General features: G+C 70.2%; 22 protein-coding genes, 1 tRNA gene and 3 pseudogenes. 10 read left to right on the forward strand and 16 right to left on the reverse strand.

Features of this window, described 5'->3' with window-relative positions:
- Positions 1-28: 28 nt before the first annotated feature.
- The 3 genes from ACPYN4_RS06705 to serS form a co-directional block, all read right to left on the reverse strand.
- Positions 29-113, reverse strand: a tRNA-Ser gene (locus tag ACPYN4_RS06705).
- A 118-nt stretch (positions 114-231) separates the two neighbouring features.
- Positions 232-1,155, reverse strand: coding sequence for an HAD family hydrolase (locus ACPYN4_RS06710; RefSeq protein ID WP_424445958.1), 924 nt, complete (start codon positions 1,153-1,155; stop codon positions 232-234).
- Complete coding sequence (gene serS / locus ACPYN4_RS06715) at positions 1,152-2,417, reverse strand: serine--tRNA ligase (protein WP_424445959.1); 1,266 nt, start codon at positions 2,415-2,417, stop codon at positions 1,152-1,154. The genes ACPYN4_RS06710 and serS overlap by 4 nt, the downstream gene beginning before the upstream one ends.
- Positions 2,418-2,510: 93 nt before the next feature.
- On the opposite strand from serS, the gene ACPYN4_RS06720 reads away from it, so the two are divergent.
- Positions 2,511-2,801 carry a hypothetical protein gene (locus ACPYN4_RS06720; protein ID WP_424446055.1) on the forward strand — a complete coding sequence of 97 codons (291 nt, stop codon included), beginning with the start codon at positions 2,511-2,513 and terminating at the stop codon, positions 2,799-2,801.
- A gap of 15 nt (positions 2,802-2,816) precedes the next feature.
- Here the strand turns inward: ACPYN4_RS06720 and ACPYN4_RS06725 are convergent.
- The 7 genes and pseudogenes from ACPYN4_RS06725 to ACPYN4_RS06755 form a co-directional block, all read right to left on the reverse strand.
- Positions 2,817-2,945: pseudogene (locus tag ACPYN4_RS06725) on the reverse strand (Fpg/Nei family DNA glycosylase); the annotation flags it as partial.
- A 112-nt stretch (positions 2,946-3,057) separates the two neighbouring features.
- A complete protein-coding gene (locus ACPYN4_RS06730) occupies positions 3,058-4,572 on the reverse strand; it encodes a DUF222 domain-containing protein (RefSeq protein WP_424445960.1) in 1,515 nt (504 codons plus the stop codon).
- A 264-nt stretch (positions 4,573-4,836) separates the two neighbouring features.
- A complete protein-coding gene (locus ACPYN4_RS06735) occupies positions 4,837-6,069 on the reverse strand; it encodes a hypothetical protein (protein ID WP_424445961.1) in 1,233 nt (410 codons plus the stop codon).
- Between the two features lie 11 nt (positions 6,070-6,080).
- Entirely contained in the window at positions 6,081-6,668 is a 588-nt protein-coding gene (locus ACPYN4_RS06740) for a hypothetical protein (protein WP_239281747.1), read from the reverse strand.
- Positions 6,665-9,244, reverse strand: coding sequence for a restriction endonuclease (locus ACPYN4_RS06745; protein ID WP_424445962.1), 2,580 nt, complete (start codon positions 9,242-9,244; stop codon positions 6,665-6,667). Before ACPYN4_RS06745 ends, ACPYN4_RS06740 begins: the two co-directional genes overlap by 4 nt.
- Entirely contained in the window at positions 9,237-10,832 is a 1,596-nt protein-coding gene (locus tag ACPYN4_RS06750) for an Eco57I restriction-modification methylase domain-containing protein (RefSeq protein ID WP_424445963.1), read from the reverse strand. The genes ACPYN4_RS06745 and ACPYN4_RS06750 overlap by 8 nt, the downstream gene beginning before the upstream one ends.
- Positions 10,829-11,455, reverse strand: a complete 627-nt coding sequence (locus tag ACPYN4_RS06755) for an N-6 DNA methylase (protein ID WP_424445964.1) — start codon at positions 11,453-11,455, stop codon at positions 10,829-10,831. Before ACPYN4_RS06755 ends, ACPYN4_RS06750 begins: the two co-directional genes overlap by 4 nt.
- A gap of 104 nt (positions 11,456-11,559) precedes the next feature.
- On the opposite strand from ACPYN4_RS06755, the gene ACPYN4_RS06760 reads away from it, so the two are divergent.
- The 6 genes from ACPYN4_RS06760 to ACPYN4_RS06785 all read left to right on the forward strand — a co-directional run bounded on the left by ACPYN4_RS06760 (position 11,560) and on the right by ACPYN4_RS06785 (position 16,263).
- On the forward strand, positions 11,560-11,826 hold the full coding sequence (locus ACPYN4_RS06760) for a helix-turn-helix domain-containing protein (protein ID WP_076688956.1): 267 nt from the start codon (positions 11,560-11,562) through the stop codon (positions 11,824-11,826).
- 148 nt (positions 11,827-11,974) lie between these two features.
- Entirely contained in the window at positions 11,975-12,238 is a 264-nt protein-coding gene (locus ACPYN4_RS06765; protein WP_076688954.1) for a type II toxin-antitoxin system Phd/YefM family antitoxin, read from the forward strand.
- A gap of 4 nt (positions 12,239-12,242) precedes the next feature.
- A complete protein-coding gene (locus ACPYN4_RS06770; RefSeq protein ID WP_076688952.1) occupies positions 12,243-12,668 on the forward strand; it encodes a type II toxin-antitoxin system VapC family toxin in 426 nt (141 codons plus the stop codon).
- Positions 12,669-12,756: 88 nt separating this feature from the next.
- Complete coding sequence (locus ACPYN4_RS06775) at positions 12,757-13,761, forward strand: diacylglycerol/lipid kinase family protein (RefSeq protein ID WP_424445965.1); 1,005 nt, start codon at positions 12,757-12,759, stop codon at positions 13,759-13,761.
- 49 nt (positions 13,762-13,810) lie between these two features.
- A complete protein-coding gene (locus ACPYN4_RS06780) occupies positions 13,811-15,184 on the forward strand; it encodes a cryptochrome/photolyase family protein (protein WP_424445966.1) in 1,374 nt (457 codons plus the stop codon).
- 29 nt (positions 15,185-15,213) lie between these two features.
- Positions 15,214-16,263: an MsnO8 family LLM class oxidoreductase gene (locus ACPYN4_RS06785; RefSeq protein ID WP_424445967.1), complete on the forward strand. Its 1,050-nt coding sequence runs from the start codon at positions 15,214-15,216 to the stop codon at positions 16,261-16,263.
- Between the two features lie 222 nt (positions 16,264-16,485).
- On the opposite strand, the gene pheA is transcribed toward ACPYN4_RS06785, so the two are convergent.
- Entirely contained in the window at positions 16,486-17,451 is a 966-nt protein-coding gene (gene pheA, locus ACPYN4_RS06790; RefSeq protein WP_281653584.1) for a prephenate dehydratase, read from the reverse strand.
- Positions 17,452-17,492: 41 nt separating this feature from the next.
- Between pheA and ACPYN4_RS06795 the strand changes: the two genes are divergently transcribed.
- Both ACPYN4_RS06795 and pgm read left to right on the forward strand, forming a co-directional pair.
- On the forward strand, positions 17,493-18,122 hold the full coding sequence (locus tag ACPYN4_RS06795; RefSeq protein ID WP_281653565.1) for a hypothetical protein: 630 nt from the start codon (positions 17,493-17,495) through the stop codon (positions 18,120-18,122).
- Between the two features lie 101 nt (positions 18,123-18,223).
- Positions 18,224-19,867: a phosphoglucomutase (alpha-D-glucose-1,6-bisphosphate-dependent) gene (pgm, locus tag ACPYN4_RS06800; RefSeq protein WP_424445968.1), complete on the forward strand. Its 1,644-nt coding sequence runs from the start codon at positions 18,224-18,226 to the stop codon at positions 19,865-19,867.
- Between the two features lie 31 nt (positions 19,868-19,898).
- Here the strand turns inward: pgm and ACPYN4_RS06805 are convergent, their stop codons facing one another.
- The 4 genes and pseudogenes from ACPYN4_RS06805 to ACPYN4_RS06820 form a co-directional block, all read right to left on the reverse strand.
- Positions 19,899-21,116, reverse strand: coding sequence for a glycerate kinase (locus tag ACPYN4_RS06805; RefSeq protein ID WP_424445969.1), 1,218 nt, complete (start codon positions 21,114-21,116; stop codon positions 19,899-19,901).
- Positions 21,113-22,168, reverse strand: a complete 1,056-nt coding sequence (locus tag ACPYN4_RS06810; protein ID WP_424445970.1) for a LacI family DNA-binding transcriptional regulator — start codon at positions 22,166-22,168, stop codon at positions 21,113-21,115. The genes ACPYN4_RS06805 and ACPYN4_RS06810 overlap by 4 nt, the downstream gene beginning before the upstream one ends.
- Positions 22,169-22,542: 374 nt before the next feature.
- Positions 22,543-22,866: a hypothetical protein gene (locus ACPYN4_RS06815; protein ID WP_348649267.1), complete on the reverse strand. Its 324-nt coding sequence runs from the start codon at positions 22,864-22,866 to the stop codon at positions 22,543-22,545.
- Positions 22,858-23,418, reverse strand: a pseudogene (locus tag ACPYN4_RS06820) (beta-galactosidase); the annotation flags it as partial. The gene ACPYN4_RS06815 and the pseudogene ACPYN4_RS06820, both read right to left, overlap by 9 nt.
- Positions 23,419-23,486: 68 nt before the next feature.
- Between ACPYN4_RS06820 and galE the strand changes: the two are divergent.
- Positions 23,487-24,467: a UDP-glucose 4-epimerase GalE gene (gene galE, locus ACPYN4_RS06825; RefSeq protein WP_281653569.1), complete on the forward strand. Its 981-nt coding sequence runs from the start codon at positions 23,487-23,489 to the stop codon at positions 24,465-24,467.
- Between the two features lie 520 nt (positions 24,468-24,987).
- On the opposite strand, the pseudogene ACPYN4_RS06830 reads toward galE, so the two are convergent.
- A pseudogene (locus ACPYN4_RS06830) lies at positions 24,988-25,800 on the reverse strand (alpha-galactosidase); the annotation flags it as partial.
- Positions 25,801-25,817 lie beyond the last annotated feature (17 nt).

The raw sequence follows: 25,817 nt of genomic DNA on the forward strand, positions 1-25,817 counted from the left end.
TCCTTTCAGGTGCGGCAGGGCCGCGGAGCGGAGGGTGTGGGATTCGAACCCACGGGACATTGCTGCCCACCGGTTTTCAAGACCGGGTCCATCGGCCGCTCGGACAACCCTCCAGACGCATGCGACACGGGTACGCGAGGCATCCATCGAACGGCGAGTCTATCCGAGCAGACCCGTCCTATCTTCCCGCGAGCGCCTGAGCAGGCCCTGAAAGACGCGCCTGCAATTGCGCTACAGCCGGCGCAGCACGTCCGCGACACCGCCGGCGTGGACGGATGCCGTGATCTCGCCCGCCTCGGCCCGCACCTCGTCGGGCCCCTGTCCCATAGCGATCGCGCGCCCGCCGTGCTCGCGAGCCCACCGGAACATCCCGAGGTCGTTGCGCCCGTCGCCCATCACCAGCACGCGCTCGGGTTCGACGCCCAGCCAGGCGCGCACCTTCTCCAGCGCCGTGGACTTGTCCACGCCCTGCGGGGCGATGTCGAGCCAGGCCGACCACCCCACGGCATACGACACCTTGTTCAGACCGATCCGCGAGACCAGCTCGACGAAGTCGGCGTCGGTGTCGTCGGGCGAGACCACCACGACGCGGCACACCGGCTGCGCGACGAGCTCATCGAACCCCACCCGCTGCGCGTGCGCGAGGTTCCAGTCGTCCATGTGCTCGGTGTACAGGCGCCGCCCGTCGGCGAGTTCGACCATGTAGCGCGCCTCCGGCAGGTGCTCGCGCAGCAGCGTGACGACCTCCGTCGGGTCGAACGTCTCGACGTGGAAGCGCTCGTACACGCTGTCGTCGCCGAACGGCCCGCCGACGCGCCTCATGATGACCGCGCCGTTGGAGCACACCGCGTACTCCGGCGCCAACTCCAGGACGTGCTGGATGCCGCGCGTGCCCTCCCAGCTGCGACCGGTCGCGAGCATGACCTCGTGGCCGGCGCGGTGCGCGTGGGCGACGGCATCCACGACGCCGGGGCTGAGCGTCTCATCCTCGAGCAGCACCGTCCCGTCGACGTCGAGCGCGATGAGCAGCCGCTCCGTCGAGACGGCCGGGTTCTCGGCATCCTCCGCGATCTCCTCGACGAGCTCCGCAGCATCCGTCGGGGCGACGACCTTCACCGAGCCCGTCGGCAGGTGCTCCGCGGCACCGGCCGTCATGCCACCGGCTCCGCCACCTCGAGGCCGCCGAGGTACGGCCGCAGCACCTCGGGGATGACGACCGACCCGTCGGCGCGCTGGTGCGTCTCGAGCAGGGCGACGATCCACCGGGTCGTCGCGAGCGTGCCGTTGAGCGTCGCGACGGGCACGGTCTTGCCCCCATCGGGCCGGTAGCGCACGTCGAGCCGGCGCGCCTGATAGCTCGTGCAGTTGGAGGTGCTGGTCAGTTCGCGGTACGCCTGCTGCGTCGGCACCCACGCCTCGACGTCGTACTTGCGCGCCGCGGACGAGCCGAGGTCGCCGGCGGCCACGTCGATCACGCGGTAGCTGAGCCCCAGGTCCTGCAGCATGCTCTCCTGCAGGGCGACGAGGCGCAGGTGCTCCGCCTCGGCATCCTCGGGCGTGGTGTAGACGAACATCTCCAGCTTGTTGAACTGGTGCACGCGGATGATGCCGCGGGTGTCCTTGCCGTACGAGCCGGCCTCGCGGCGGTAGCAGGTGGACCAACCCGCGTAGCGCTTTGCGCCGGCGGAGAGGTCGATGATCTCGCCCATGTGGTAGCCCGCGAGCGGCACTTCGCTGGTGCCGACGAGGTAGAGGTCGTCGGCTTCGAGGCGGTAGACCTCGTCGGCGTGCTGTCCGAGGAATCCGGTGCCGCGCATGATCTCGGGCCGGACGAGCGTGGGCGGGATCATCGGGATGAACCCGGCATCCACCGCCCGCTGCAGCGCGAGCGACATGAGTGCGTACTCGAGGCGCGCGCCGATGCCGGTGAGGAAGTAGAAGCGCGAGCCCGACACCTTCGTGCCGCGCTCCATGTCGATCGCTCCGAGCTTCTCGCCGAGGGCGAGGTGGTCGAGGGGCTCGAAATCGAAGGATGCCGGCTCGCCGTGCGTGCGCAGCGTGACGAAGGCCTCTTCGCCGCCGGCGGGGACGCCGTCGATGACGATGTTCTCGATGTGAGCGAGAGCCTCTTCGGCGGCGGCTTCGGCTTCGGTGACGGCCTGCTGGGCCGCCTTGACCCGGTCGCTGAGGTCCTTCGCCTGGGCGACGAGCGCGGCCTTCTCGTCTTTGGGCGCCTGCGCGACCTTCTTGCCGTGAGCGTTCTGCTCCGCCCGCAGCTCTTCGAAAGCGGTGATCGCGGCACGGCGCGCCCGGTCGGCGGCGAGCGCGTCGTCGACGGTGTCGGGCGACTCGCCGCGGGCCTCCTGCGAGCGCTTGACGAGGTCCGGGTTGTCGCGGAGCAGGGCGAGATCGATCACGCGGCAAGTCTAGTTGCGGGGTGCGGCGGGGCGGATGCCGGGTGGTTGCACGGTGGCGCAGGCGGCGGGCGTGTGGTGGCGCGGGCGCGGGCGGTGGCACGCGGTGCCGCGCAGGTCGCCGGATCGCGCCAGGGTCAGCGCTCGGGCTGGCAGACGGGACAGTACTGGGCGGCGCCCTTCGACCCCGGAACATCCGCCACGACGCCGCCGCAGTCCGGACACTCCTCACCGGTGCGGCCATGGACCGCCATCGCCGCGATCTTGCGCGCCTTGAGCTCGTCTATCGGAACGCTCCGCTGCCGCGCGAAGGCGCCGCCCAGCACGCTGCGCACGGCGGTTGCCGAACCGACGGATGCCGGTGACCGCGCGGCCGACAAGTTCTGACGCGCGGCCGACAAGTTCTGAGGTGAGGCGACCCCGCGTCTTGAGGGCGCCGTACTCGACGAGTTCCAGACCAGCGATCTGACGCCCGACGATGTGCGTGCGGAGGAAACCCGCGAGCGCGTCGACCTCAGGTGACTCCGGCATGGGCCCATCGTGTCAAGGGACGAGAGGTCGCGCCAGGGCCGCCGACCCAGGACCGCGGCGCGGCGCCCAGGCAGCGACGTGTCACCCGTCGGGCGGCACGCCGTCCGTCAGTTCAGGCGGCGGTGCGCCATCCCGTTCTCGGCGGCGGGTCGAACATCCACCGCAGGGGCGCCTTCGATCTCAGTTCGATCGGCGGCGAGCCCTCGCCCGGAGGCGGGACGAGCAGGAAGGCACCCTGTCCTTCGCGGACGATCTTCCACCCCGTGAGATGCAGATGCACGTGATGGTAGGCGCAGAGCAGAATGCCTCGATCGATGTCGGTGCGGCCGCCGTCGGCGCACCATTCGTCGATGTGATGCGCTTCGCAATACAGGGGTGGTCGGTCGCATCCGGGCCACATGCATCCGCCGTCTCGCACGGCCAGCGCGGTGCGCTGCGCGGGCGTGAACAGTCGACTCTCCCGTCCCACATCGAGCGGATTGCCGCAGGAGTCCAGGTTCACTGGGACGACGCCGGTCTCGCAGACCATCCGGTCGATGACGGAGCCAGGAACGGATACCCGACCGTCCTCGGTGTGCGCGACAGCAAGGAGACGGCCGAACGCGTCCCGCGCGCCCAGACCACCGGCTCCCCCGCCGCCGGTGCCACCCGCGCCGCGGATCGTCACGAACCGCACGCCGGCCTGCTTCGTCCCGAACACGTCCTTCGCTTCGGCCGTCGCCCCCGCCCGCACCAGGTCGGCGAGCAGGTCGAACGCGAGCTGCTCGTTCGTCCGCGGATCCTCACTGAGCTGCTGCGCCTGCGCCGCTTCGTCAGCCGACACGAACCGCGGGCCGCCCCGACGCGGGCGCAGTGCGGCATCCATCACCGACTGCCAGAACGCGGCCGTGACATCGTCGAACACGATGTGTCCGTGCGTCCGCCCGTCAGCATCAATGCGCATCCGGAAGGAACGGGCTTGGTAGTGCTCCGCCCACCGCGCCTCCGCGCCCGCCGGGTCGATCGCATCGCGCACGGCGCGCGCCGACGCCGAGAGATCTTCGACGGTGCAGCGCGGCGCCTCGTCGATGAGCTGGGCGGCGGCGACTCGCCACACTTCGACGACATCGTCTTCCGCGCGCCCCTCGATCAGGGGCGGCTCGCCCAGGCCACGCCGGATCGCGTCGAGCTGAGCGTGCGTGATCGACCCAGCGAGAAGAGCCGCACCCAAAGGCTCATGCCAGGGACGCCGCGCGTCGCTGCCCGGAAGAACATCGTCGACGACCCGCGAGCCCGCGGCATCCGCACCTTCGGCCAGTGTCTCGCCGACCTTCACGACGCGAATAGCTTCGCTGCGCGGGATACCGGTGATCTCCTGCACCATCTGCACCGGAGTGCGGAATCCGCCGGTCTGCGCGAGGCCGGAGTGTCCGGCGGATCGGGTCGAGCGGCGCGCGATGACGCCCGCGAGAGCGACCTCGAGTTTCTGGACATGGCGAGAGAGGTCGGCGACCGCAGTGAAGGCTTCACGCACCGACGCATCGCTGAGCGCGCTCGCACCGGCCGCGAGGGTCGTCGCCTCGCAATCGAGCTCGGCGAACTGCGCCAGACGGTCGACGCCGTCCCGAAGATCACCGATGAAGCTCATATAGACAGTGTGCCGAGGGCCTCCGACATTGCTCGGGCGCGGTAGATCGTGAGATGCGCGGGCGACGGTGTTGCTCACTTTGCGATACGACCGGCGCGCGCAGCCTCCACGAGCTCGTCCACGCGCTCCGGCGTCATCCGCGCCGAGCGCAACGGCGCGACGCGCGCACCCTCGAGAAGCTCGGCGAGGGCGTCAGCATCTCGCCACGCGCTCGCGGTGCGTGGCGGATGCTGGGCATCTGGCTGAGCGGACTGTGCAGGCAGGTCAGGCGTCGACGGGCTGCGTTTCCTCGCCATCGCTGTCCCCGGTAGAAGCTTTCCCACTCTGCTTGCGCCCCGCGAAGAGGCCGGATGCCTTGCCGCGCGCACCGCCCAGAGCGCCCGCGATGGCGCTGCCCGCACCCTTAACCGCCGTTACGGCACGCGCTTCATCGGGCACCCCGTCGCCATCGAGGTCGACCGATCGGAACGCCTCGGTTGCCTTGCCGGCCGTTCCGGCCAGCGCGCTACCGGCCCGCTTGGCTGCGGTGAGCGCGCGAGCCTCGTCCGGGATGCCGTCGCCGTCGAGGTCGATGGACCGGAAGTTGTCCGCGACCGCGCCGACCTTGCCCCACACGTTCTCGCCGAAGTCCTTGACGCTGCTGGATGCCGCATCCAACGCGAGCGCAGCGCGGGAGGGCGGCACGTCCTCTTTCGGCGGCTTGGCGAAGTCCTCGAGCCACTCGGGGAAGGCTTCGGGGGTGGCGGGGAACGCGATGCGCGAAGCCTTCACCACGTCGCGGCCGAAGGTGAAGCTGCCGACGCCGCCGATTACGGCGCCGACGCCGAACGGAATCGCCTTCGCAGCGGTTCCTGCGCCGAGTTTGCCGCCGAGCTTGAGGGATTCACGACCGATGACGATGGCCAGCGGTGCGAGAGCCGAGTCGGGCAGCTGCTGAGTCAGCACGTCACCCCACCCCTTCGGCAGCGTCTTACCGGCCGTCTGGCGTGCGGCCGACACGCTCACCCCGCCGGGGAGCGCCGCGAGGACGAGCTTGCTGATCTCACTCTGCGACTTCTGGCCGAGCAGTGTGCCGAGCACGAGCGGCTTCGCCCGTTCGGGATCCGTCACCGGGATGCCGTGAAGCTCAGCGACCGCGAGGACGTACAGCGCGCTCGTCTCGTAGAAGAAGAGCAGGTCGGCCACTCCCATGCCCAGTGCGATAGGAATGCCCACCCCCGGGATCGCCGCAGACGCGCCGACGCCGGTGCTGGTGATGGTCACTGTCGCGACGTACCGGCTGTCCAGCTCTTTCAGGATCTCCACCGGCGTCGCATCCGGCTTCTCGCGGCGGACGGTACGGAGGTACTCCATGACCACCGGCCGCTGCACGGCGATCGCTTTGAAGATCTGCGCCTGGAACCCCTCGCCCTTCGCGGCGTCCTTCGCCTTCTCCGCGACGAGCGCACTCAGCTCAGTGGATGCCGCGGTCTCGGCGGCGGGCTTTGAATCAGTCATTGCGAGCGTCCTCAAACGAAGTCGAAGGTGAGTGTGATGTCGGGGTCGATTCCGGTGACGATCCCCCGGTAGAAGACCTCGGCCTGAGCGTGCAGATCTTCGAGATTCTTCGCGACGTACTCGTCTTTCGCGTCGTCGTTGAGGATCTCGGTGATCAGGTCGGCGGTGTCGAAGTCCGGAGTGATCCAGCTCAGGACTCCGTCCTTCTCCTCGGCGAGTCGGAAGTTCTCGTTCTGATGCCCGATGAAGATGAACTTCGGGATAGTGATGCGGTAGTTGTTCTCCCCGGCCGGTTCAATCTTTACATCGCCTCCCTCGATACCCAGCTTGGCGGTGAACGAATACTCGAGGATCGACGTGCGATCGCTCCACGGGATGACCACACCTAAGAGCTGGCTGTTGGCATCCTTGGTGTGGAGCCCTTGCACGCCGAGGCTCAAGAGAACGACCTGCTCCTCGCGCGCGATCGCGGTGATGACCTGCGAGTCTCTACTCTCCGAACTGGATCCGAAGAATCGGGGAACCAGCATGGGGCCGACCAAGGCGCCCACGAGCAGGCCGATCAGCAGCCCGGCGATCGTCCCGACTATTGCCTTCATTTCTCTCCTTCTGCGCCCGAAAGCGCGCTTTCCACCGCGACGACGGTGTCGTAGAGCCCGTACCGGGTGAGACCCTGGTGCGACTCGATGCCGGTGTATGACAGTGACGCGTCTTCGTAGCGCCGGAAGGCGAAGACGGCTTGATTCATGTGGCCAGCGTTGAAGACGCCGAGGCCGACGAGCAGGTTGAAGTCGTCGACGGTGAGGCCGGTGACCGCCTTGAACAGGTCAGGCTCGATCTTGGTGATGACGTCGTAGAGCGTGTTCTCGCGGTAGTCGGTGAGGTACATGAACGCGGGGATCCGGGTCGCGAACTTGATCAGCTTTTCCTGGATCTGCTTCCGCTTGGACTTGTACTCCTTCTCCTCCTCGGAGATCTCCCTCTTCTCGCTCGGCGTGAGGTCGTCGCCCTTCTCCTTTTTCGTCTTGGACACGGCCTCGCTCTTGTTGACGACCGTCTCGAACACGTTTGAGCCGAGCGCGCGGAAGCCCTCGATGTTCATAACGGCATCCATCGCGGCCTGCGACGACATGATTTTCTTCAGCGTCGCGTTGTCGACGTTCACGAGGATCGCCGACTCCCACTTGCGCGCGAGGAGCGTCGCCGAGGTGCCCGCCATGGCGTGATCGAGAATCTCACCTGCGTTGATCTGCATCATGTGGACGCCGTCGTAGGCGAGCACCGGCAGGAACTTGACCAGCTCCTCGACGGCCTTCTCGGGGTTGCGCTCCTCGGGCGCGAGGCCGATGCCGTATTCGCTGATCTGCCGCAGCGCGCGCGTCGGCGCGAAGTCGAAGACGAAGCAGACCGGCTTGAGGATGTCCTCGCGCGATGGGTCATCGCCGTCTGGGTTGCGGATCGTCCACGGAGACTGGACGCGGAACGCCGCCTGGAAGTACGTCTCCGGCGCCTGGAGGTTCCGCAGCATCAGGATCGACGACCACTGCGGCACGGTGACGCCGGTCGTGAGCTTGCCGACCGTGAGGGTGATCGTCTTCGTGTCGAATCCGCTGCCGATCGCCTGGCGGACGGGCGGCAGCGCGTCGAGCCCGACGCCGACGCCGGGCGCGGAGACGTTGACGACGGTGTAGTCGTGCCAGAACGCGTTCTGCGGCTCGGCGAGCAGCGATGCCATGGCCGCGCAGGATGCCGTGCGCGGCAGCATCCAGATCGAGTGCTGCAGGTAGGGCAGCAGCCGCGTGTCGGAGTACGGGAACGGCGGCCGCGTCCCGGCTTTGAGGAAGTCGACCTGCGTCGGCGCGTACTGCCCGCGGATGATGTCGAGCCACTTCTGCACGTCATCCTTGTGCACGAACTCGGCGGCGCCGTCGACGACCCTCGCCTCGAAGAACGCGTTGAGGTCGAACTCGTCGAACTCCCCCTGGCTCGCGATCGCGGTGAGCTCGTCGGGCATCTGGTACGTCAGGAGCCGCATCTCGGGCAACGACGCATACGGGTTCGGCTCGTCCGCATGCTGCTCGACGTGCTTCTGCTTGGCGCGCTGCTCGTCGGTGTAGGTCCAGTTGAAGATCTGCTCCTCGATGAAGCGTCCTTCTTTGAGCACCTTGAACGGCGTGCCGGAGAGGTAGAGGTACGCGCCCGCACGGATCGGCACAAAGGCGTCCTCGTCGGCACCGTTCGTCTCGAGCTCTTCCGCGAAGGTCTCGAGGTCCTTGCTGAACTCGTCTTCGGTCGCCTTCTTCGACGCCTTGTCGTCCTCACCCTCGAAGAGTTCCTTGGCCGCGTCGCGCCAGGCGCCGAAGTGGTACTCGTCGAAGACGACGAGGTCCCAGCTCAGCTCGGTCAGCCACTTGTGCTTCGGCTTGAAGTTGCCGGCGCTGTCGCGCCCCATGAGGTCCTGGAAGGAGCCGAAGAAGACGAGCGGACGGTCGGCGTCGACGGATGCCGGGTCGCCGCCGGTCTTGCGAGAGAGGTACTGCCACCCGTTGAAGTCGACGTGGGTCTTGAGGTCCGTGTCCCACGCATCCTCGACGGCAGGCTTGAAGGTCATGACGAGCACGCGCGTCGCGTTCATGCGCTTGGCGAGCTGGTAGGTCGTGAAGGTTTTGCCGAAGCGCATCTTGGCGTTCCAGAGGAACTCCGGCACGGCGTCGGCATCCTGCGCCCATCGGCTCGCGAAGTATGCGAGCGTCTGCTCGACCGCGGATGCCTGTTCCTCACGCATCCCGAAGGTGGCGTGGTGGGAGCCCTCGTAGGCCTGGCCGGCGCGGAGTTCGGCGATCGCCGTCTTCACGTCGTCGGCGGAGCAGCGCATCCACTCCTTGCTCGACTCGAAGACGACGTTCTCGAAGCCCTTCTCGATGAGGCGTCGGCGCACCTCGACGTCGGTGATCGGCGGACCATCAGGCCGTTCGGCCGGCTCGTCGACCTCGAGTATGTAATCGACGCGTGCCTGCCCCTGCGACTCACGGATGCGGGCGTTCACGTCTCGCGAGGTCTGCCCGACTTTGAGGCATCCGCGCCACCGCCGGGCGACCTCGTCGGAGGACCACGCATAGAGGCGCGGTCGGGCTTCCGGCTTCGGTGGAAGGAGCTCGGACTCAGGCTTAACCATTCGCGGGCTCGTCGTCGTGAGCGGCAACCTGCGACTCGATGAAGGCGATCTCGTCGTCGGTCAGCCCATACCGGGCATAGAGCTTCTCGTCTGTCCATTCCTCGTCGGTGGGCAGGTCCGGCACGAACGCGTAGACATGGCGGGGCGCATCTTGCGTCGACTTCCGCAACGACACCATGAAGCGAAGGAAGCGCGTTCGCAGGTACCGAGCAAACCGTCGCGCGTCTACCTCATCACTGAATCGACCAGCGACAAGATAGCTTTCAGTGCACGCGGTTCCGGGCCCCGCCACGATTGGCTTGCTCAGAAACTTGGTCTCTACCGCGGCGCTCGTGCCCTGCACTCGGGTCATCAGCACTTTCCAGTCATCAACCCAGTCGGAATTCTGCGGAATGTCGCGACGGTCTATCCAGGTGATTCGTTGAGAGCCGAAGAGTTGAACGGGATCTGCGAGCCCACGGGGAGTGTCAGAGCCGTGAAAGAAAGTTCGCAGCCCAAACGGCTTCTGACTGGAGACGACGAGGTCCAGAGTGGGTTCATGCAGGCGCCTGACCTTATCCAGGATGGACACCGCCTCGTTCCTGCGGACGAGGACGTCGTACGCGTCGAGAAACCGTGGGACCGCTTCTCCTAATGGTGCCCCGTCCCACATGGTCTGGACGTGGCAAGGACCATCGAACTCCCGGTCCCAGAGAAAGAACGAGATCCCACCTCGAATCTTCACACCCGGAAACCCGTCATAAAGCTTGGGGTAGTCGACAAGTCGTCGAAGTTTATGGGAAGTGAGCATGCGGTCCCGGAATGCACCCAGTCCACGGCCACCAGCGAACCACCTAGACGGCGTGACCATGCACACATATCGAGGCCCCAGGTCGAACGCATTCTCCACGAACAGCTGGTAGATGGGGGTTGCAGAGTTGGAGTTGCCGCCGTCATCCAGCTGGTACGGCGGGTTCCCGATGATGACGTCGAACTGCACGTCGGCTCCAAACATGGTCGCGAGCAGTGCCCGCGGGTTGGTCGTGTGGATGAAGGCGTAGGCGTGCGACTCGAGCGCATCCCCGCGCTCATACCCCGCCTTGGCGGCACCGCAGTACGCACACCGGTCACCGGCCCACGTGTGCTCGGTGCGCTCGAACCAGATGTTGCCCCAGTGCCGGTCGAAGCTCTTCGCGATCGAGTGCTCGCCCGTGGCGTCTTTCGAGCAGTACACGCTGCGGCGCGCGAGGAGCGCCGTGAGCTGCGTGATGCCGATCCCGTACACCTGCCTCGTCAGGATGTGATCGACACGCTTCTCGAGATCGGGCTCCCACTCTGCGAGCCCCTCGGTGAGACGCCGGGTGATCTCGCGCAGGAACACTCCCGACTTCGTGAAGGGGTCAAGGAAGGTGACATCCGGGCTCTCCCAGATGACGGCGCCGTCGTTGGCATTCGCCCATGCATCGGCGACGGTGTCGAGCATCTGGTTCGCGAACTCGGGAGGCGTGAACACCTCATCGTTCGAGAGGTTCGCGATGCAGGTCAGGACGTCGGGATTGTGCCCACGCAGCGCGAAGCTCGCCTGGCCTTCGAGAACGGGCGCGCTCATGCAGCGATCTCCTCGATGGTCATCACGGGATAGGTGCGAACGGGCGTGAAGATCTCGTGCTCCTCGAAGTGGGCGAAGAGCCCTTCGGATGCCGCGGATCGCTGTGTCAGCGCGTCATAGCGGAAGTCCCGTCGCTGGTATCTGCCGCGCCCGAGGTACGCCCACTCGGGAAAGACGATGGGTGCGCCGGCGGCATCCGTCATGGCCAGGGCGTCGCCCTGCACGATGTTCGACGCGAGCACGGCCTCGGCGGCGGCGGTGAGAGGATCGGACCCATCGAGTTTCAGTACCCGGGCGAACGTACCCGCGAGGTTCTCGCGACACTCGATAGCGTTGTCGGCGAGCAGCTCGATGCCATAGATGCACATGAGGCCGAACAGCGCGTAGTGCCGTTCCTCGAAGGCGCTCTTGCCGTACCTGCGCTGTACCACCGCGAGCTTGCGCTCCAGGATCGGCACGAGGAAGTTGCCCGAACCGCACGCCGGCTCGAGGAACCGCGAGTCGATGCGCTCGGTCTCGCTCTTGACCAGGTCGAGCATGTCGTCGACGAGCCAGCGGGGCGTGAAGACCTCGCCGTGATCGGCGACCCGCTGGCGCGACTTCACCAGCTTCTCGTCGGCCATCGACGCCCCTTCCCCAAGTCCCACTACTCGATCCGAGCCTAAGGTACAAGTACCCGGGGACATGCGCCCTGGTGAGGGTGACCGGGAGCGTCGAACCTTGAGGGATGCCCCGAGTCCCCTCTGCCGCAGCCGCCTATGTCGGCGAGCAGATCCGGGCCGCGCGGATCCGCTACACGAAGACCCACGACCAGCTGGCGGCCGAGACCGGCATCGACTCGTCGAACATCCGCAGCTACGAGAGCGGTCGGGCGATGCCGAGCGTCCTCACCCTCGTGCGGATCGCCGATGCCTTAGGCGTGACGCCGGGCTCCCTCATCGACGGGCTCACCGTGGACCTCTTCCCCGCCGAGTCAGCCCGTCGGGTCGGCTGACATCACCCTCTGCACAGCGCCCCGAGTCGACCGCTTATCCCCAGAACGACCACTCCCGCATATTCAGCGTCTCGATCCCGTGCACCATGGGCGCATGAAGGCATCTTTGGCAGACCCGCTCGCCGTCGGAAGTGGCTACAATTCAGGCATGACTGTGGCCACAATCGGAATCCGTGAGTTGCGCGACGGTCTGAGCCGTCATCTGGCAGCAGTTCAGGAGGGCGATGAGATCGTCGTCACTGACCACGGCAAGCCGATTGCCCGCATCCTTCCTTATGGGGAGGAGTCCCCCCTCGATCGCCTCATCCGTCTCGGCGTCGCCCGCCCTCCACGGGCGCCTCGCGCCCCTCTCCCCGAGCCGATCAAGGCCAACGGCACCGTGAGCGACCTGATCAAAGAGCAGCGCCGTTAGCTCGATGCTCGCGTACTTCGACAGTTCCGCTCTCGTGCCTCTGGTCATCGACGAGCCGTCCACCGCACGAGTCCGAACTGCATGGAACGCCGCCCACCGGGTGACGACCAGTCTGCTGAGCTATGTGGAAGCTCGAGCCGCTCTCGCACGAGCAGAGCGCTCACACCGCATCGGAAGTGACCAGCACCAGCAGGCGATCATCGACTTCGACCGCCTATGGGACTGCGTCACGCCGATCACCCCGGTCGAATCGATCGTGCTCAGCGCAGCTCACCTCGCCGCGCTACACCGACTGCGCGGTTATGACGCGGTCCAATGCGCGACCTCGCTGGCGGTCGCCACTGATGAAATGGTCGCGGTGAGCGGCGACTCCGAGCTCCTCGACGCCTGGGAGGCCATCGGCATCACGACGATCAACCCGACGATCTGAGCGTCGCTGCGAGGTATTCCCCCGGGCCTCCGCCGCAGGAGCGGTGAAGCCGAGACGCCAGCCCCGCCGCGCCCAGTATCGTGGCGGCATGTGCCCCGCTGACGCCGAGACCGCCGAGCGCCGCGCGGCGCTCGTCTACAACCCGACGAAGGTCGAGGCGGAGACCCTCCGCGCTTCCGTGACGACGCACGCGCAGCGTGCCGGGTGGGGCGAGCCCCTCTTCTATAGGACGACGGTGGACGATCTCGGCGACGGCGTCACCCGCGAAGCCCTCGAGGCGGGCGCGACATCGGTGCTCGTCGCCGGCGGCGACGGCACGGTCCGCGCCGTCAGCGAGGCGATGGTCGACACCGGCATCCCCCTCACGATCGTCCCCAGCGGCACCGGCAACCTGCTCGCGCGCAACCTCGGACTGCCCCTGACCGCCCCGGAGGCGATGGTCGTGGCGGCGTTCGAGGGCGACGTCCGCGCGATCGACATCGGCTTCGCCGAGTTCCTGCGCGAGGACGGCGAGCGCGAGGAGCGCGCCTTCGTCGTGATGGGCGGTATGGGGCTGGATGCCGCGATGATCGCCAACACGAGCGGTGACCTCAAGAAGAAGGTCGGCTGGGTCGCCTACGTCGACGGAGCCGCGCGCTCCCTCGTCGGCGCGAAGCCGTTCGCCCTCATGTACCAGGTCGCCGGGGACCGGATGCACCGCGCCAACGTCCAGAGCGTGCTCTTCGCCAACTGCGGCTCCCTCCCGGCCGGCCTCGAGCTCATCCCCGAGGCCTCGGTCGCCGACGGCGAGCTCGACATCGTCATCTTCCAGCCGAAGAATCCCATCGGCTGGCTCGCCGTCTGGCGTCGCGTCGCCTGGGACAACAGCGTCCTGCGCCGCTTCCGCGCGGGCCGCCGCATCCTGCGCCTGCGCACGAAGGACAACTCGGTGCGCTACGCCCGCGGCACCGGCATCCAGCTCGCCGCCGACGCCGCCCACCCGGTGCAGCTCGACGGCGACGAGTTCGGCGAGGCGACGGCGATCGACGTCCGCATCCACGCCGGCGGACTGCACCTCGCCGTCCCGCACGGCCACACCTCGCCCAAGCTGTAGCCCACGTCAAGGGGGTGCATGCGCCCCCTTGACCGGCGACGATGGACGGATGCCGGCATCCCCGACCCTCGTCTGGTTCCGCGACGACCTGCGCCTTGCGGACCACCCCGCGCTGCGCGCGGCGATCGACCGCGGCGAGCCGGTGATCGGCGTCTTCCTGCTCGACGAGGTCTCCCCCGGCATCCGCCCCCTCGGTGGCGCCGCCCGCTGGTGGCTGCATCACTCGCTCGCCGACCTCGGCGCGCGTCTCACGGAACGCGGATCGGTCCTCGTGCTGCGGCGCGGCGCCGCGGCCGAGGAGATCCCCCGGCTCGTCGCCGAGACGGGCGCGGGCGCCGTCGTCTGGAACCGCCGCTACGGCGGAGCGGAGCGCGCGATCGACGCGGACCTCAAGACCCGACTGCGGTCAGACGGCGTCACGGTCGAGTCCTCCGCGGCATCCGTCCTCTTCGAACCGTGGACCGTCCGCACCGGCGCGGGCACCCCGTTCTCCGTGTTCACGCCGTTCTGGAACGCGTGCCGGAACCTGCCGGCGCCGCGCACGCCGCTGCCCGAGCCCCGCGAGATCCCGGGGCCGGCGACGGCGCCCGACACCGACGCGCTTGAGGAGTGGGGTCTCCTGCCGACGGCTCCCGACTGGGCGGAGGGCCTGCGCGAACGCTGGCGGCCCGGAGAACTCGCCGCCCGCCGGCGGCTGCGCGACTTCCTCGACGACGACCTCGGCACCTACGACCGCGCCCGCGACGAACCGGCCGCCGGAGCGACCAGCCTGCTGTCGCCACGCCTGCGGTGGGGCGAGCTCAGTCCCCACACCGTCTGGCACGACACGCTGCAGGCCGCGGGCACCGGCGCTCACGCGGCCTCGGCCCATCGGTTCCTCTCCGAGCTCGGCTGGCGCGAGTTCGCCTGGCACACCCTCTTCCACTTCCCCGACCTCGCGACCCGCAACTGGCGCGCGAGCTTCGACGCGTTCCGCTGGCCGCACCCCGACCCCGAGCACCTCCGCGCCTGGGAGCGCGGCGAGACCGGCATCGGCCTCGTCGACGCCGGCATGCGCGAGCTCTGGCGCACCGGCTACATGCACAATCGGGTGCGGATGGTCGCAGCATCCTTCCTCACGAAGAACCTCCTCGTCGACTGGCGCATCGGCGAGGAATGGTTCTGGGACACCCTCGTCGACGCGGATGCCGCGAACAACCCGTTCAACTGGCAGTGGGTCGCCGGTTCGGGCGCCGACGCCGCCCCCTACTTCCGCATTTTCAACCCCGCCCGGCAGGCCGAGCGCTTCGACCCGCACGGCGCGTACATCGCGCAGTGGGCACCCGATGCCGCCTCCCGCGCCCCGATCGTCGACCTCGCCGCCACCCGTCGCGAGGCCCTCGACCGGTACGAGGACGTCAAGCGCGCCGCACGCGCGGAATGACCGGATGCCGGGACGCGTTGCCTCAGGTGATGAACGCCCCCGCACTCTCCGTCCTCGACCTCGTCCCGGTGCGCACCGGCCAGACCAGCGCGCAGGCGGTCGCCGCCTCGCTCGCCCTCGCCGCCCGCGCCGACGAACTCGGCTACGGCCGCTATTGGTTCGCCGAGCACCACAACATGCCCGCGGTCGCCTCGACGAGCCCGCCCGTACTGACGGCGGTCGCCGCCGCCCGCACCCGCCGCATCCGCGTGGGGTCGGGCGGGGTCATGCTGCCCAACCACTCCCCGCTCGTCGTCGCCGAGCAGTTCGCCGCCCTCGAGGCCGTCGCCCCGGGCCGGATCGACCTCGGCATCGGACGCGCGCCCGGCAGCGACCCTGTGATCACCCAGCTGCTGCGGATGAGCGGCACGACAAGCGGCGTCGACCGCTTCCCCGACCACATCCGCGACATCCTCGCGCTGACCTCACCCGAGGGCGCGACGGTGCGACTCACCGGCCGCCCCGACGGCGACGACCGGTATGCGATCCACGCGACCCCCGCCGCGACCGGCATGCCGGAGCTGTGGCTGCTCGGCTCGAGCGACTACTCGGCGCAGCTGGCCGCCGCGTTCGGTCTGCCGTACGTCTTCGCGAACCACTTCTCCGGCGACGGTCTCGAGCGCGCGCTCGACCTGTACCGGCAGAACTTCCAGCCGTCCGAGACGCTCGCCGCGCCGCGCACGTTCCTCACCGCGAACGCCGTCGTCGCCGCGACCGCGCAGGAGGCGGAGGAGCGGATGCTGCCGCAGGCCCGCATGATGGCGCGCCTGCGCGGCGGTCGCCCGCTGACCGCGCTCGAGACCGTCGAACAGGCCGCGGCGGCCGAGGCATCCGACGCCCTCGCCGCTCCTCTGCTCGACGCACTGCGCCGACGCTGGTTCGTCGGCGAGGCTCCGGACGTGCGCGAGCGCCTGGCGGCGTTCGCGCAGGCGCACGGCGTGGACGAGGTCATGATCTCCCCGGTCGCCGGCGCCTACGACGCCGAGCCGATGGACACCGCTGACGGCCGCGCGCAGACGCTGGAGCTGCTCGCCGGCTGAGCGCGGAGCCACGTCAAGCCCCGTCAAGCCACGTCAAGCCACGTCAAGCCACGTCAACTGCAAGGGATCGTGGGAGACACGCCGCGGGCGCGTCCCCTCCGGCGGCGTGTCGCACCAACGGCCTTGCAGTTGCGTGGGAGACGCCCCGGCGGGAGAGCCCCGGCGGGAGGGCGCCCGGAGGGAGCCCGGGGGCAGCGCCCCGGCGGGAGAGTCCCGACGGGGTCAGGCGCCGGGCTCGCCGGAGATGAGACCGCGCAGCCAGTCGCGCGCCTCGACGAACACCTCGTCGGAGTACCGGTCGGGGTAGTGCACGACCGCCCGATCGGCGCGCGGATACGACCCGAGGAAGATGACCTTGGGGCTGAATCGGCGCAGGCCCAGGAGGGCATCGGCCATCCGCTCATCCTCGATGTGGCCGTCGGCGTCGATGACGAAGCGATAGCGGCCGAGTGCGTCGCCGATCGGCCGCGAGGCCAGCAGCGACAGGTTGACGCCGCGGGTCGCGAACTGCTCCAGCAGCTCGAGCAGGGCGCCCGGGTGGTCCTCGGGGAGCTCCACGATGAGCGAGGTCTTGTCCGCGCCGGTCGGCGGTGCCGGCGGCACCGTGCGGCTCACCAGCACGAACCGCGTCACGGCGTTGACGTTGTCGCCGATGCCCTCCGCGAGCAGTTCGAGGTCATAGTGCTCCAGGATGCCGGGGGGCGCGATCGCCGCGTCGGCGTCGCTGACACCATCGACGATGCCGACGGCCGAGGCCACGTTGCTCGCCGCCGGCAGGTGAGCATGCTCCGGGAGGTTCGCGCTCAGCCACTGCAGGCACTGCGCGTACGCGACGGGGTGCGCCGCGACGAGCGACACCTCCGACAGCCGCGTCCCGGGCCGGCCGACGAGCACGAAGCTCACCGGGACCAGGTACTCCCCCACGATCCGCAGCCCGGGCATCGTCGCCAGCGCGTCCTGCGCGGTGGACACCCCGCCGTCCACGGAGTTCTCGATCGCGATCATGGCGGCATCCGACCGCCCCTCGACGACATCGGCGAGCGCCTCGCCGACGTTGCGGACGGGCCGCCAGATCTGGTCGCGCGCCTCGGTCACCTGCGCCAGCGCCGCTTCGGTGAAGGTGCCCGCCGGCCCCAGGTAGCTGTAGGTGCGGCGGGTGGGGGCGGAGGCCGCCGGTGCGACGGTCATCGGGGGCGCGGAAGTCACGGACGACAGCCTACGCTGAAGGGGTGAACCGCCGACTCGCCGCCCTCGCCGTCGCCGCCGCCCTCCTCACCGCCGGGACGCTCGCGCTCAGCGCGTGCGCCCCCGAGGAATCGTCGCCCACCCCGACCGCGACGTCGACGCGGACCGGGAGCGCCTCGGCATCCGCCACCCCCTCCGCGACCCCGTCGGCGACGCCCGACGCGTCGTGCCTCGTCGGGGACTGGACGATGGGCCAGGAGGAGCTCGTCGGCTTCTACGACGACGTCAACTCCCTCATGGCCGGCGCGGGCGTGAACTTCACCCCCGAGGGCAGCGCGAACCTCACCCTCGGCGCCGACGGCACCTTCGTATGGGCGCCGGCCGCGACGGTGACGGCGGCGGTGTCGGGCACGACGATCCTCATCACCTTCGGCGGCCAGATCGACGGGACCTACACCGCGACGGCCGACCACGTCTCCACCGCCACCCAGAACACCGCGGGGCTGCAGGTGTCGGCCACGATCGACGGCACGCCGACGGATGCCGGGGCCGTCAGCGAGGAGATCGCCGGGGCGCCCGTGACCGACGCCTCCTACACCTGCAGCGGCGACACGCTGACGCTCGAGAGCGCGATCGCGGGCGGCACCGCGACGAGCGTCCTCCACCGCCGCTGAGCGTTCGCCCCGCGGTACGGGGCGGTGTTCAGTGCGCCGCCGTGGCGGGAGTGTTTCGCCGTCGCGGTGCGTCGCCGTGGCGGCAGTGACAGACTGTCGGCATGAGCCGCGCAGGACAGCCGACCGAAGCATCCGACCTCATCGACATCGATGAACTGATCGCCGCCTACTACGACCGCAAACCCGATGCCTCGGTGCCGGAGCAGCGCGTCGCGTTCGGGACGAGCGGGCACCGCGGGTCGAGCCTGTCGACGAGCTTCAACGAGGACCACATCCTCGCCACGACCCAGGCGATCGTGGACTACCGCGCGTCGCAGGGCATCACCGGCCCGCTGTTCCTCGGACGCGATACCCACGGCCTGTCACTGCCCGCCGAGCGCACCGCGGTCGAGGTGCTGGTCGCGAATGGCGTTGACGTACGGGTGGATTCGCGCGACTCGTGGGTGCCGACGCCGGCGCTCAGCCACGCGATCCTCACGTACAACCACGCCCGCGCCGCCGATGACCCCGGCCGGGCCGACGGCATCGTCGTGACGCCGTCGCACAACCCCCCGCGCGACGGTGGGTTCAAGTACAACCCCCCGCACGGCGGTCCCGCCGACACCGACGCGACCGGGTGGATCGCCGACCGCGCGAACGCACTCATCGCCGCGGGACTGGAGGGCGTGCAGCGGACGCGCTTCGCCGACATCGACGGCGACTCCCTCGGCACGTACGACTTCCGCGAGGGGTACGTCGCCGATCTCGTGAACATCATCGACGTCGAGGCGATCCGCCGCGCCGGCATCCGCATCGGCGCCGACCCGCTCGGGGGCGCCTCGGTGGAGTACTGGGCGCTCATCGGCGAGCGCTACGGGCTCGACCTCACGGTCGTGAACCCTGAGGTCGACCCGACCTGGCGCTTCATGACGCTCGACTGGGACGAGAAGATCCGCATGGATCCCTCGTCGCCGTGGGCGATGGCGTCGCTGCTGGCTCGTCGCGACGAATACGACCTGCTCACTGGGAACGACGCCGACGCCGACCGGCACGGCATCGTCACGCCGGATGCCGGCCTCATGAACCCCAACCACTACCTCGCCGTCGCGATTGACTACCTCTGCCGTCATCGTCCGCAGTGGCAGGCGGATGCCGCCGTCGGGAAGACGCTCGTGTCGTCGATGATCATCGACCGGGTCGTGGCCTCTTTGGGGCGTCGCCTGCTGGAGGTGCCGGTCGGGTTCAAGTGGTTCGTCCCGGGCCTGCTCGATGGGTCGGTCGTGTTCGGCGGAGAGGAGTCCGCGGGGGCATCCTTCCTCCGGTTCAACGGCTCCGTGTGGACGACCGATAAGGACGGCATCCTGCTGTGTCTGCTGGCCGCCGAGATCCTCGCGGTGACGGGAAAGACGCCGTCGCAGCGCTATGCTGAGCTCGAGGCCGAGTTCGGCGGGTCGGCGTACGCGCGCGTGGACGCCCCGGCGACCCCCGCGCAGAAGGCCGCGCTCGGCCGGCTCTCGGGCGAGGCCGTCACGGCGATGGAGCTGGCCGGCGAGCCGATCACCGCGAAGCTCTCGCACGCCCCCGGCAACGGCGCCGCGATCGGCGGCCTCAAGGTGCAGACCGAGCACGCGTGGTTCGCGGCGCGCCCCTCGGGCACCGAGGACGTGTACAAGCTCTACGCCGAGTCGCTGCGCGGACCCGAGCACCTCGCCGCGGTCCAAGCCGAGGCGCGCGCCGTCGTGGCAGAGGCCCTCGGCGGGGTCTGACCCGCGCCCGCTGGGTCCCGCGGTGGCGGGGTCAGCGGGCGGGGGCGGCCTCCGCGAGCTGCGCGCCGGCGGCGCGCAGCCAGTCGGCGGGCGCCGCCAGCGAGGCTTCCGGCGACCCGGCGAGCTCCGTCAGCGAGACGGATGCCGCGAAGGCCGAGATGTCGGCATCCGCCGTGATGCGTCCGGCCACCAACGCGGCGGGCACGCCTGCCGCGGACGCCAGCCGCGCGACGAACGCGGGCACCTTGCCGGCCGCGGACTGCCCGTCGTACGAGCCCTCCCCCGTGATCACGAGGTCCGCGCCGGCGATCGCGTCGGCGAGGCGGATGAGTTCGGCGACCCGCTCGGCGCCCGGGCCGAGCTCGGCCCCCCACGCCAGCAGCCCGAATCCCGTCCCGCCGGCGGCGCCCGCGCCGGGCGTCCCGGCATCCCACACATGTGCCGAGTGCGCCGGATGCTGTCGAGCGGGCCCGCTGTGGTCGATGCGCAACGGGCGCTCTCGGCGAGAACCGGCGCGCTCGGCGGCGGCGGCGGCGGCGCTCACGAGGGACGCGAACCGGGCGAGCGCGGCGTCGGCGGCGGCGACACCCTCGGCATCCAGGCCCTTCTGGGGGCCGAAGACCGCGGCGGCACCAGCCGGCCCGCACAGCGGGTTGGTCACATCCGCCAGCACGACCGCCCCGCCGGGGGGCAGCGGGCGCAGGCCGGAGAAGTCGGCGCGTGCGAGCGTCGCGACGCCGCGCAGGCCCGCGGCGACGGGCGCGCCCGCGGCATCCGTGAAGCGCGCGCCGAGCGCCGTGAGCGCACCGACCCCGCCATCGGTCGACGCGCTCGAGCCGATGCCGAGGACGAGCCGCTCCACGCCGTGGTCGAGGGCCGCGGCGATCGCCTCGCCGAAGCCGCGCGTGCCGGCATCCCACGGCCGCAGGCCGCCTCCGCCGTCGGCCTGCAACAGCTCGATTCCGCTCGTCGACGCCAGTTCCACGACCCCGGTGCCATCGGGCAGAAGCAGCCAGGATGCCGGGATCTCGCGCCCGTGCGGCCCGCATACCGTCACCGGCATGCGTCGGGCGCCGGGCACTGCGGCGGCGAACGCGTCGAGGGTTCCCTCGCCGCCGTCCGCCATCGGACGCAGCACCACCTCGTCGCCGCGGCGCGCCACAGACCAGCCATCCCGCACCGCGGCCGCAGCATCGGCCGCGCCGATCGAGCCCTTGAAGCTGTCGACGGCGACGACGACGCGCGTCATGCGCCGGCGTCGCGCAGCGGCGTCGAGTCGCGCAGCAGCACCTCGAGGCGCAGCGCCGCCGGCTCCCACTCGGCATCCGTCGCGGCGTGGAGCGCCTGGTAGCCGACCTCCTCGAGCGGGATCCGCACCGTGGTCAGCGCCGGGGTGACGTCGCGACCGGTCGGGATGTCGTCGAAGCCGGCGAGCGCGACATCGTCCCCCACGGAGCGGCCTGCCTCGCGCAGCGCCGACAGTGCGCCGATCGCGACGACGTCGCTGATGCCGAAGACGACGGTGCCGGGCGCGACGCCCGCGGCGAGCGCCTGGGCCATGAGGTCGTGACCGGATTCGCGCGTGAAGCCGCCGCGCAGCACGGCGCCGATCTCTCCCCCGCCGGCGCCGAACCCGTCGGCGAAGCCCGCGACGCGGTCGTCGCTCGTCACGACGCCCTCCGCGGCGGCGAGGACGACGGCGGTGCGGTATCCCCGCGCGGCGAGCGCCGCGCCGAGCTCGGCGGCGCCACCGCGGTTGTCGATCGCGACGCCGCGCACGACCTCACTGCCGGTTCCGAGCGCGACGACACGACCGCCGGCGGCGGCGAACTGGTCGAGCTCGGCGGAGAGGTCCGGCGCGATGTCCTTCGATGCGCGGGATGCCGCGAGGATGAGTCCCCGCGGACGCTGACCGCGCAGGGCGCGCACCAGGCGCACCTCGCGGGCGGGGTCGCGCTCGGTGATGGCGACCGTGACGACGAGGCCCTCCTCGTCGGCGCCGCGCGCCACGCCCGAGGCGATCTCGCCGAAGTAGGGGTCGGCGATGTCGGCGACGAGCAGCGCGATGACCGCCGAGGTGCCGCGCGCCGTCGCCTGAGCCGACAGGTTCGCGGTGTACCCCAGCCGCGCCGCGGCGGCCTCGACGCGCTCGCGGTACGAATCGGCGACCTTCCGCGTCGAGCCGTTCAGCGCGCGCGAGGCGGTCGCCAGCGACACCCCGGCTTCGCGCGCCACGTCATGGAGGGTGACGGCGCCGGCGCGCACGGCATCGGGGCGCACGGGTTCGGAGGTGTCGGTCACGATCGCGATTCTAGGAGGTGGGGGGAGACCGCGGCGGCGAAGCCGACGGCGGTGCGGCGGACCGCTTCGAGCGGCTCGGTCGCCCAGATCTCGCGCTGTTCGCCGCCCGGATCGCCGGCCCCGCCCGGTCGTGAACCCCGGGGCTGTCGGGTACCGGGGGTTTGGTCGCGTGGATGCGGGGGTTTCGCCGCGTGGATGCGGGCGGCTTCGCGTCGATGCGGGCGGTTTCGCGTCGCGAAAGCAGGCTGGATCGACCGTTCGCCGCCGCCGAGCGCCCCACGGGGCCGGATCCGCCTGCTTTCGGAACACCCGCGGCGTCGGAACACCCGCCGCGTCTGACCACCCGCGCGCGAGTCCGCACCGGCTCGCGCGTCTCAGGAGTCGGTGTGTCCCAGATCGAGGTCGGGGACGAAGCGCAGGGCGTCGGCCGTCAGCGCCTCGAGCTCGAGCACCGTGACGAGGTTCTCGCCGACGCGCGTCGCGGGGCCGGGCACGAACAGGGTGTGCTGCGGGCCGGCCCGCCAGTAGCGCCCGAGGCAGAACCCGTTCACCCAGACGAGCCCCTTGCCGAGTCCCTCGGTCGACAGCGCGAGATCGGCGGATGCCGGGAGCGTCACCGTCGCCTGGAACACGTTCGCCCCTGCCGCCAGCGGCGCGGACGGCAAAGCGGATGCCGCCGCCAGCCCGTCCAGCGGCACGGTGGCGCCGGTCTCGCGGAACAGGTCGGTGAGCGCCTGCAGGTAGGCGTGGTCGGATCCGTACGCGCCGTACTCGTTCTCGACCTGCAGCAGGATGACCGGACCGCCGCGGTCGATCTGCAGCGGCGCGACGATGTCCATGACGGCGCGCAGGTAGTCGGTGACCGCCGCCATGTAGCGCGGTTCGAGCGTGCGGACGCCGACCTCGGGGTCGCGGAAGAGCCAGGCCGGGAATCCGCCGCCGTCGAACTCGGCGCAGATGTAGGGGCCGGGGCGCACGATCGCGTGCAGGCCCTCTTCCTGCACCTCGCGCAGGAACCGGGCGAGGTCGAGCCGCCCGGTCGTGTCGAACACGCCCGGCTCGGGGCTGTGCTCGTTCCAGGCGACGTAGGTCTCGATCGTGTTGAGGCCCATCATGCGCCCCATGCGGATGCGGTCGCGCCACTGGTCGGGGTGGATGCGGAAGTAATGCAGGGCTCCGGAGATCACCCGGTGCGGCTCGCCGTCCAGAAGGAAGTCGTGCTCACCGATCGCGAACGAGTGCCTGCCCATGCCCTCCATGTTATCGTAAACACCCGGGGATCGGCCGGGTAGGCTGAACCCTCGACGTGAGGAGCGACATGAGCTGGCTGGTCACCGGAGGCGCGGGATACATCGGGGCGCACGTCGTGCGCGCCCTGCAGGATGCCGGGCTCGACCCCGTCGTCGTCGACGACCTCTCCAGCGGGCACGCGGACTTCGTGCCGGAGGGCGTGCCGTTCGTGCAGGGCACGATCCTCGACCGCGATCTGCTGGTGGCCACGATGCGCGAGCACGGGGTCACCGGGGTGATCCACGTGGCCGGCTTCAAGTACGCCGGGGTCTCGGTGCAGCGACCGCTGCACACGTACGAACAGAACGTCGAAGGCACCCGCGTGGTGCTGCAGGCGATGGCGGATGCCGGGGTCACGAGCATCGTGTTCTCCTCCTCCGCGGCGGTCTACGGTACCCCCGACGTGCCGCTGGTCACGGAGGATCTGCCCAAGCGCCCGGCGTCGCCGTACGGGGAGTCGAAGCTCATCGGAGAGTGGCTCCTGCGCGACCAGGGCGTCGCGACCGCGGCATCCGACGCTCCGTTGCGGCACACGTCGCTGCGCTACTTCAACGTCGTGGGGTCGGCCGATCCGGCCGTCTACGACACGAGCCCGCACAACCTCTTCCCGATCGTGTTCGAGAAGCTGCTGGCGGGCGAGACGCCGCAGATCAACGGCGACGACTACGACACCGAAGACGGCACGAACGTCCGGGACTACGTCCACGTCGGCGACATCGCCGCGGCGCACGTCGTCGCGGCTCAGCGCCTCGCCGCCGGGGAGAGCGTGGAGCCGGCGTACAACCTCGGGTCGCAGAACGGCCTCAGCGTGAAGGAGATCATGGATGCCATGGCCCGGGTCACCGGCATCCCGTTCACGCCAGTCATCGGTCCGCGTCGCGCCGGCGACCCCGACCGCATCGTCGCGACCGGCGAGCTCGCCGCGCGCGACCTCGAGTGGCAGAACCGCTACACGGTGGACGAGATGGTCCGCACCGGCTGGGAGGCCCGCCGCGCGGCGACCGCGTGACGCCTGCCGGCATCCGAGCCGCGTGACGCGCGCCGGCGCCAGCCCCGCGGATGTGTGCCGGTCGCCCGCCGTCCCGAAAGCAGGCTGAAACGGCGCATCCGGGGTCGCGGCGGCCGGTTTCGGTCGATCCAGCCTGCTTTCGGAACGCAGGTGGCGGGAGAGCGCGGGCGACGGCAGGGGTGCGGGCGGCGGGCCTGACCGGGCGGGACCGGGGTGGGATGCCGGGCCTCGCCGTCGCGAAAGCAGGCCGAAACGGCCCATCGCGGGTCGCGGCATCCGGTTTCGGTCGATCCAGCCTGCTTTCGGAACGCGGATGGCGGCGGAGGCGCGGGTGGCGACGGAGGCGCGCGTGGCAGCGGAGGCGCGGGCGGCGACGGGCGGCGGCCCGGGACCGGACCGGACCCGGGCGGGGTGCCGGGCCTCGCCGTCGCGAAAGCAGGCTGAAACGGCCCATCCGGGGTCGCGGCGGCCGGTTTCGGTCGATCTAGCCTGCTTTCGGGACACGGATGGCGGCGGAGGCGCGGCCGAGCGGCAGCATGTCGCCGTCGGGCCACCCCGCGGGTCCGGCGTGCGGAGCCCACCGTGCGAAGCGGGCGAAGTTGGCCTCGACGTCCTCCCACCGGTCCCACAGGTCGTCGCAGATGCGCCACATCGTGGCGTGCTCCCGCCGGTGCTCCAGTCGTGTGAGCGAGAGGTCGCGCCCGGGTGACAGGCTCAGCTGGATGTCGCGGCCGCTGCGGCCGATCGCCCGGGCGTAGGCCTCGATGGCGGCGGCCTGGTACGGCCACAGCATGTCGTCGGCCTTGATGAAGACGACGCCCCACTGCGCGTACAGCGCGAGCACGCTGTCGTCGTACGCCTGCGCCGCCGGGTGGGAGTGATCGAGTCCCAGCATGTCGGGGTTCCACTCGCACACGTTGCCGGCATCGGCGATGTCCGCGGCGTGCGCCTCGGTGCCGAGGACGGGCGTGTTCGCCGCGACGGCGCGGCGCGGGATCCCCCGCATCGTGTGGATGCCGAGCCGCAGCTCCATCCCGTGCAGCCGCTCCGCGAGGGGCTCGAACCCCGCACCGCCTGCGGCGCTCGGGAAGCGCCCCGGGTCGGGGACGAGCCTCCCGTACGCGCCGATGTGCAGCGGCGCGCCGTCGTTGTAGCCGTGGCTGCGGGCCGTGGGATCGGCCCAGTCGATGTCGACCACGACGGTGTCCCACCCGTAGGGCAGCAGATGCTCCGCGAGGAATTCCGCGTTCGCGATCACCTCCGCCTCGGTGACGGTTGTTCCGTAGCAGTCCCAACTGTTCCAGCCCATCGGCGGGCGGATGACGTCGGCCATGGCGAAGCCTCTCGTGA

The organism is Microbacterium sp. CH-015 (assembly GCF_049707015.1).
GTDB lineage: Bacteria > Actinomycetota > Actinomycetes > Actinomycetales > Microbacteriaceae > Microbacterium > Microbacterium aurum.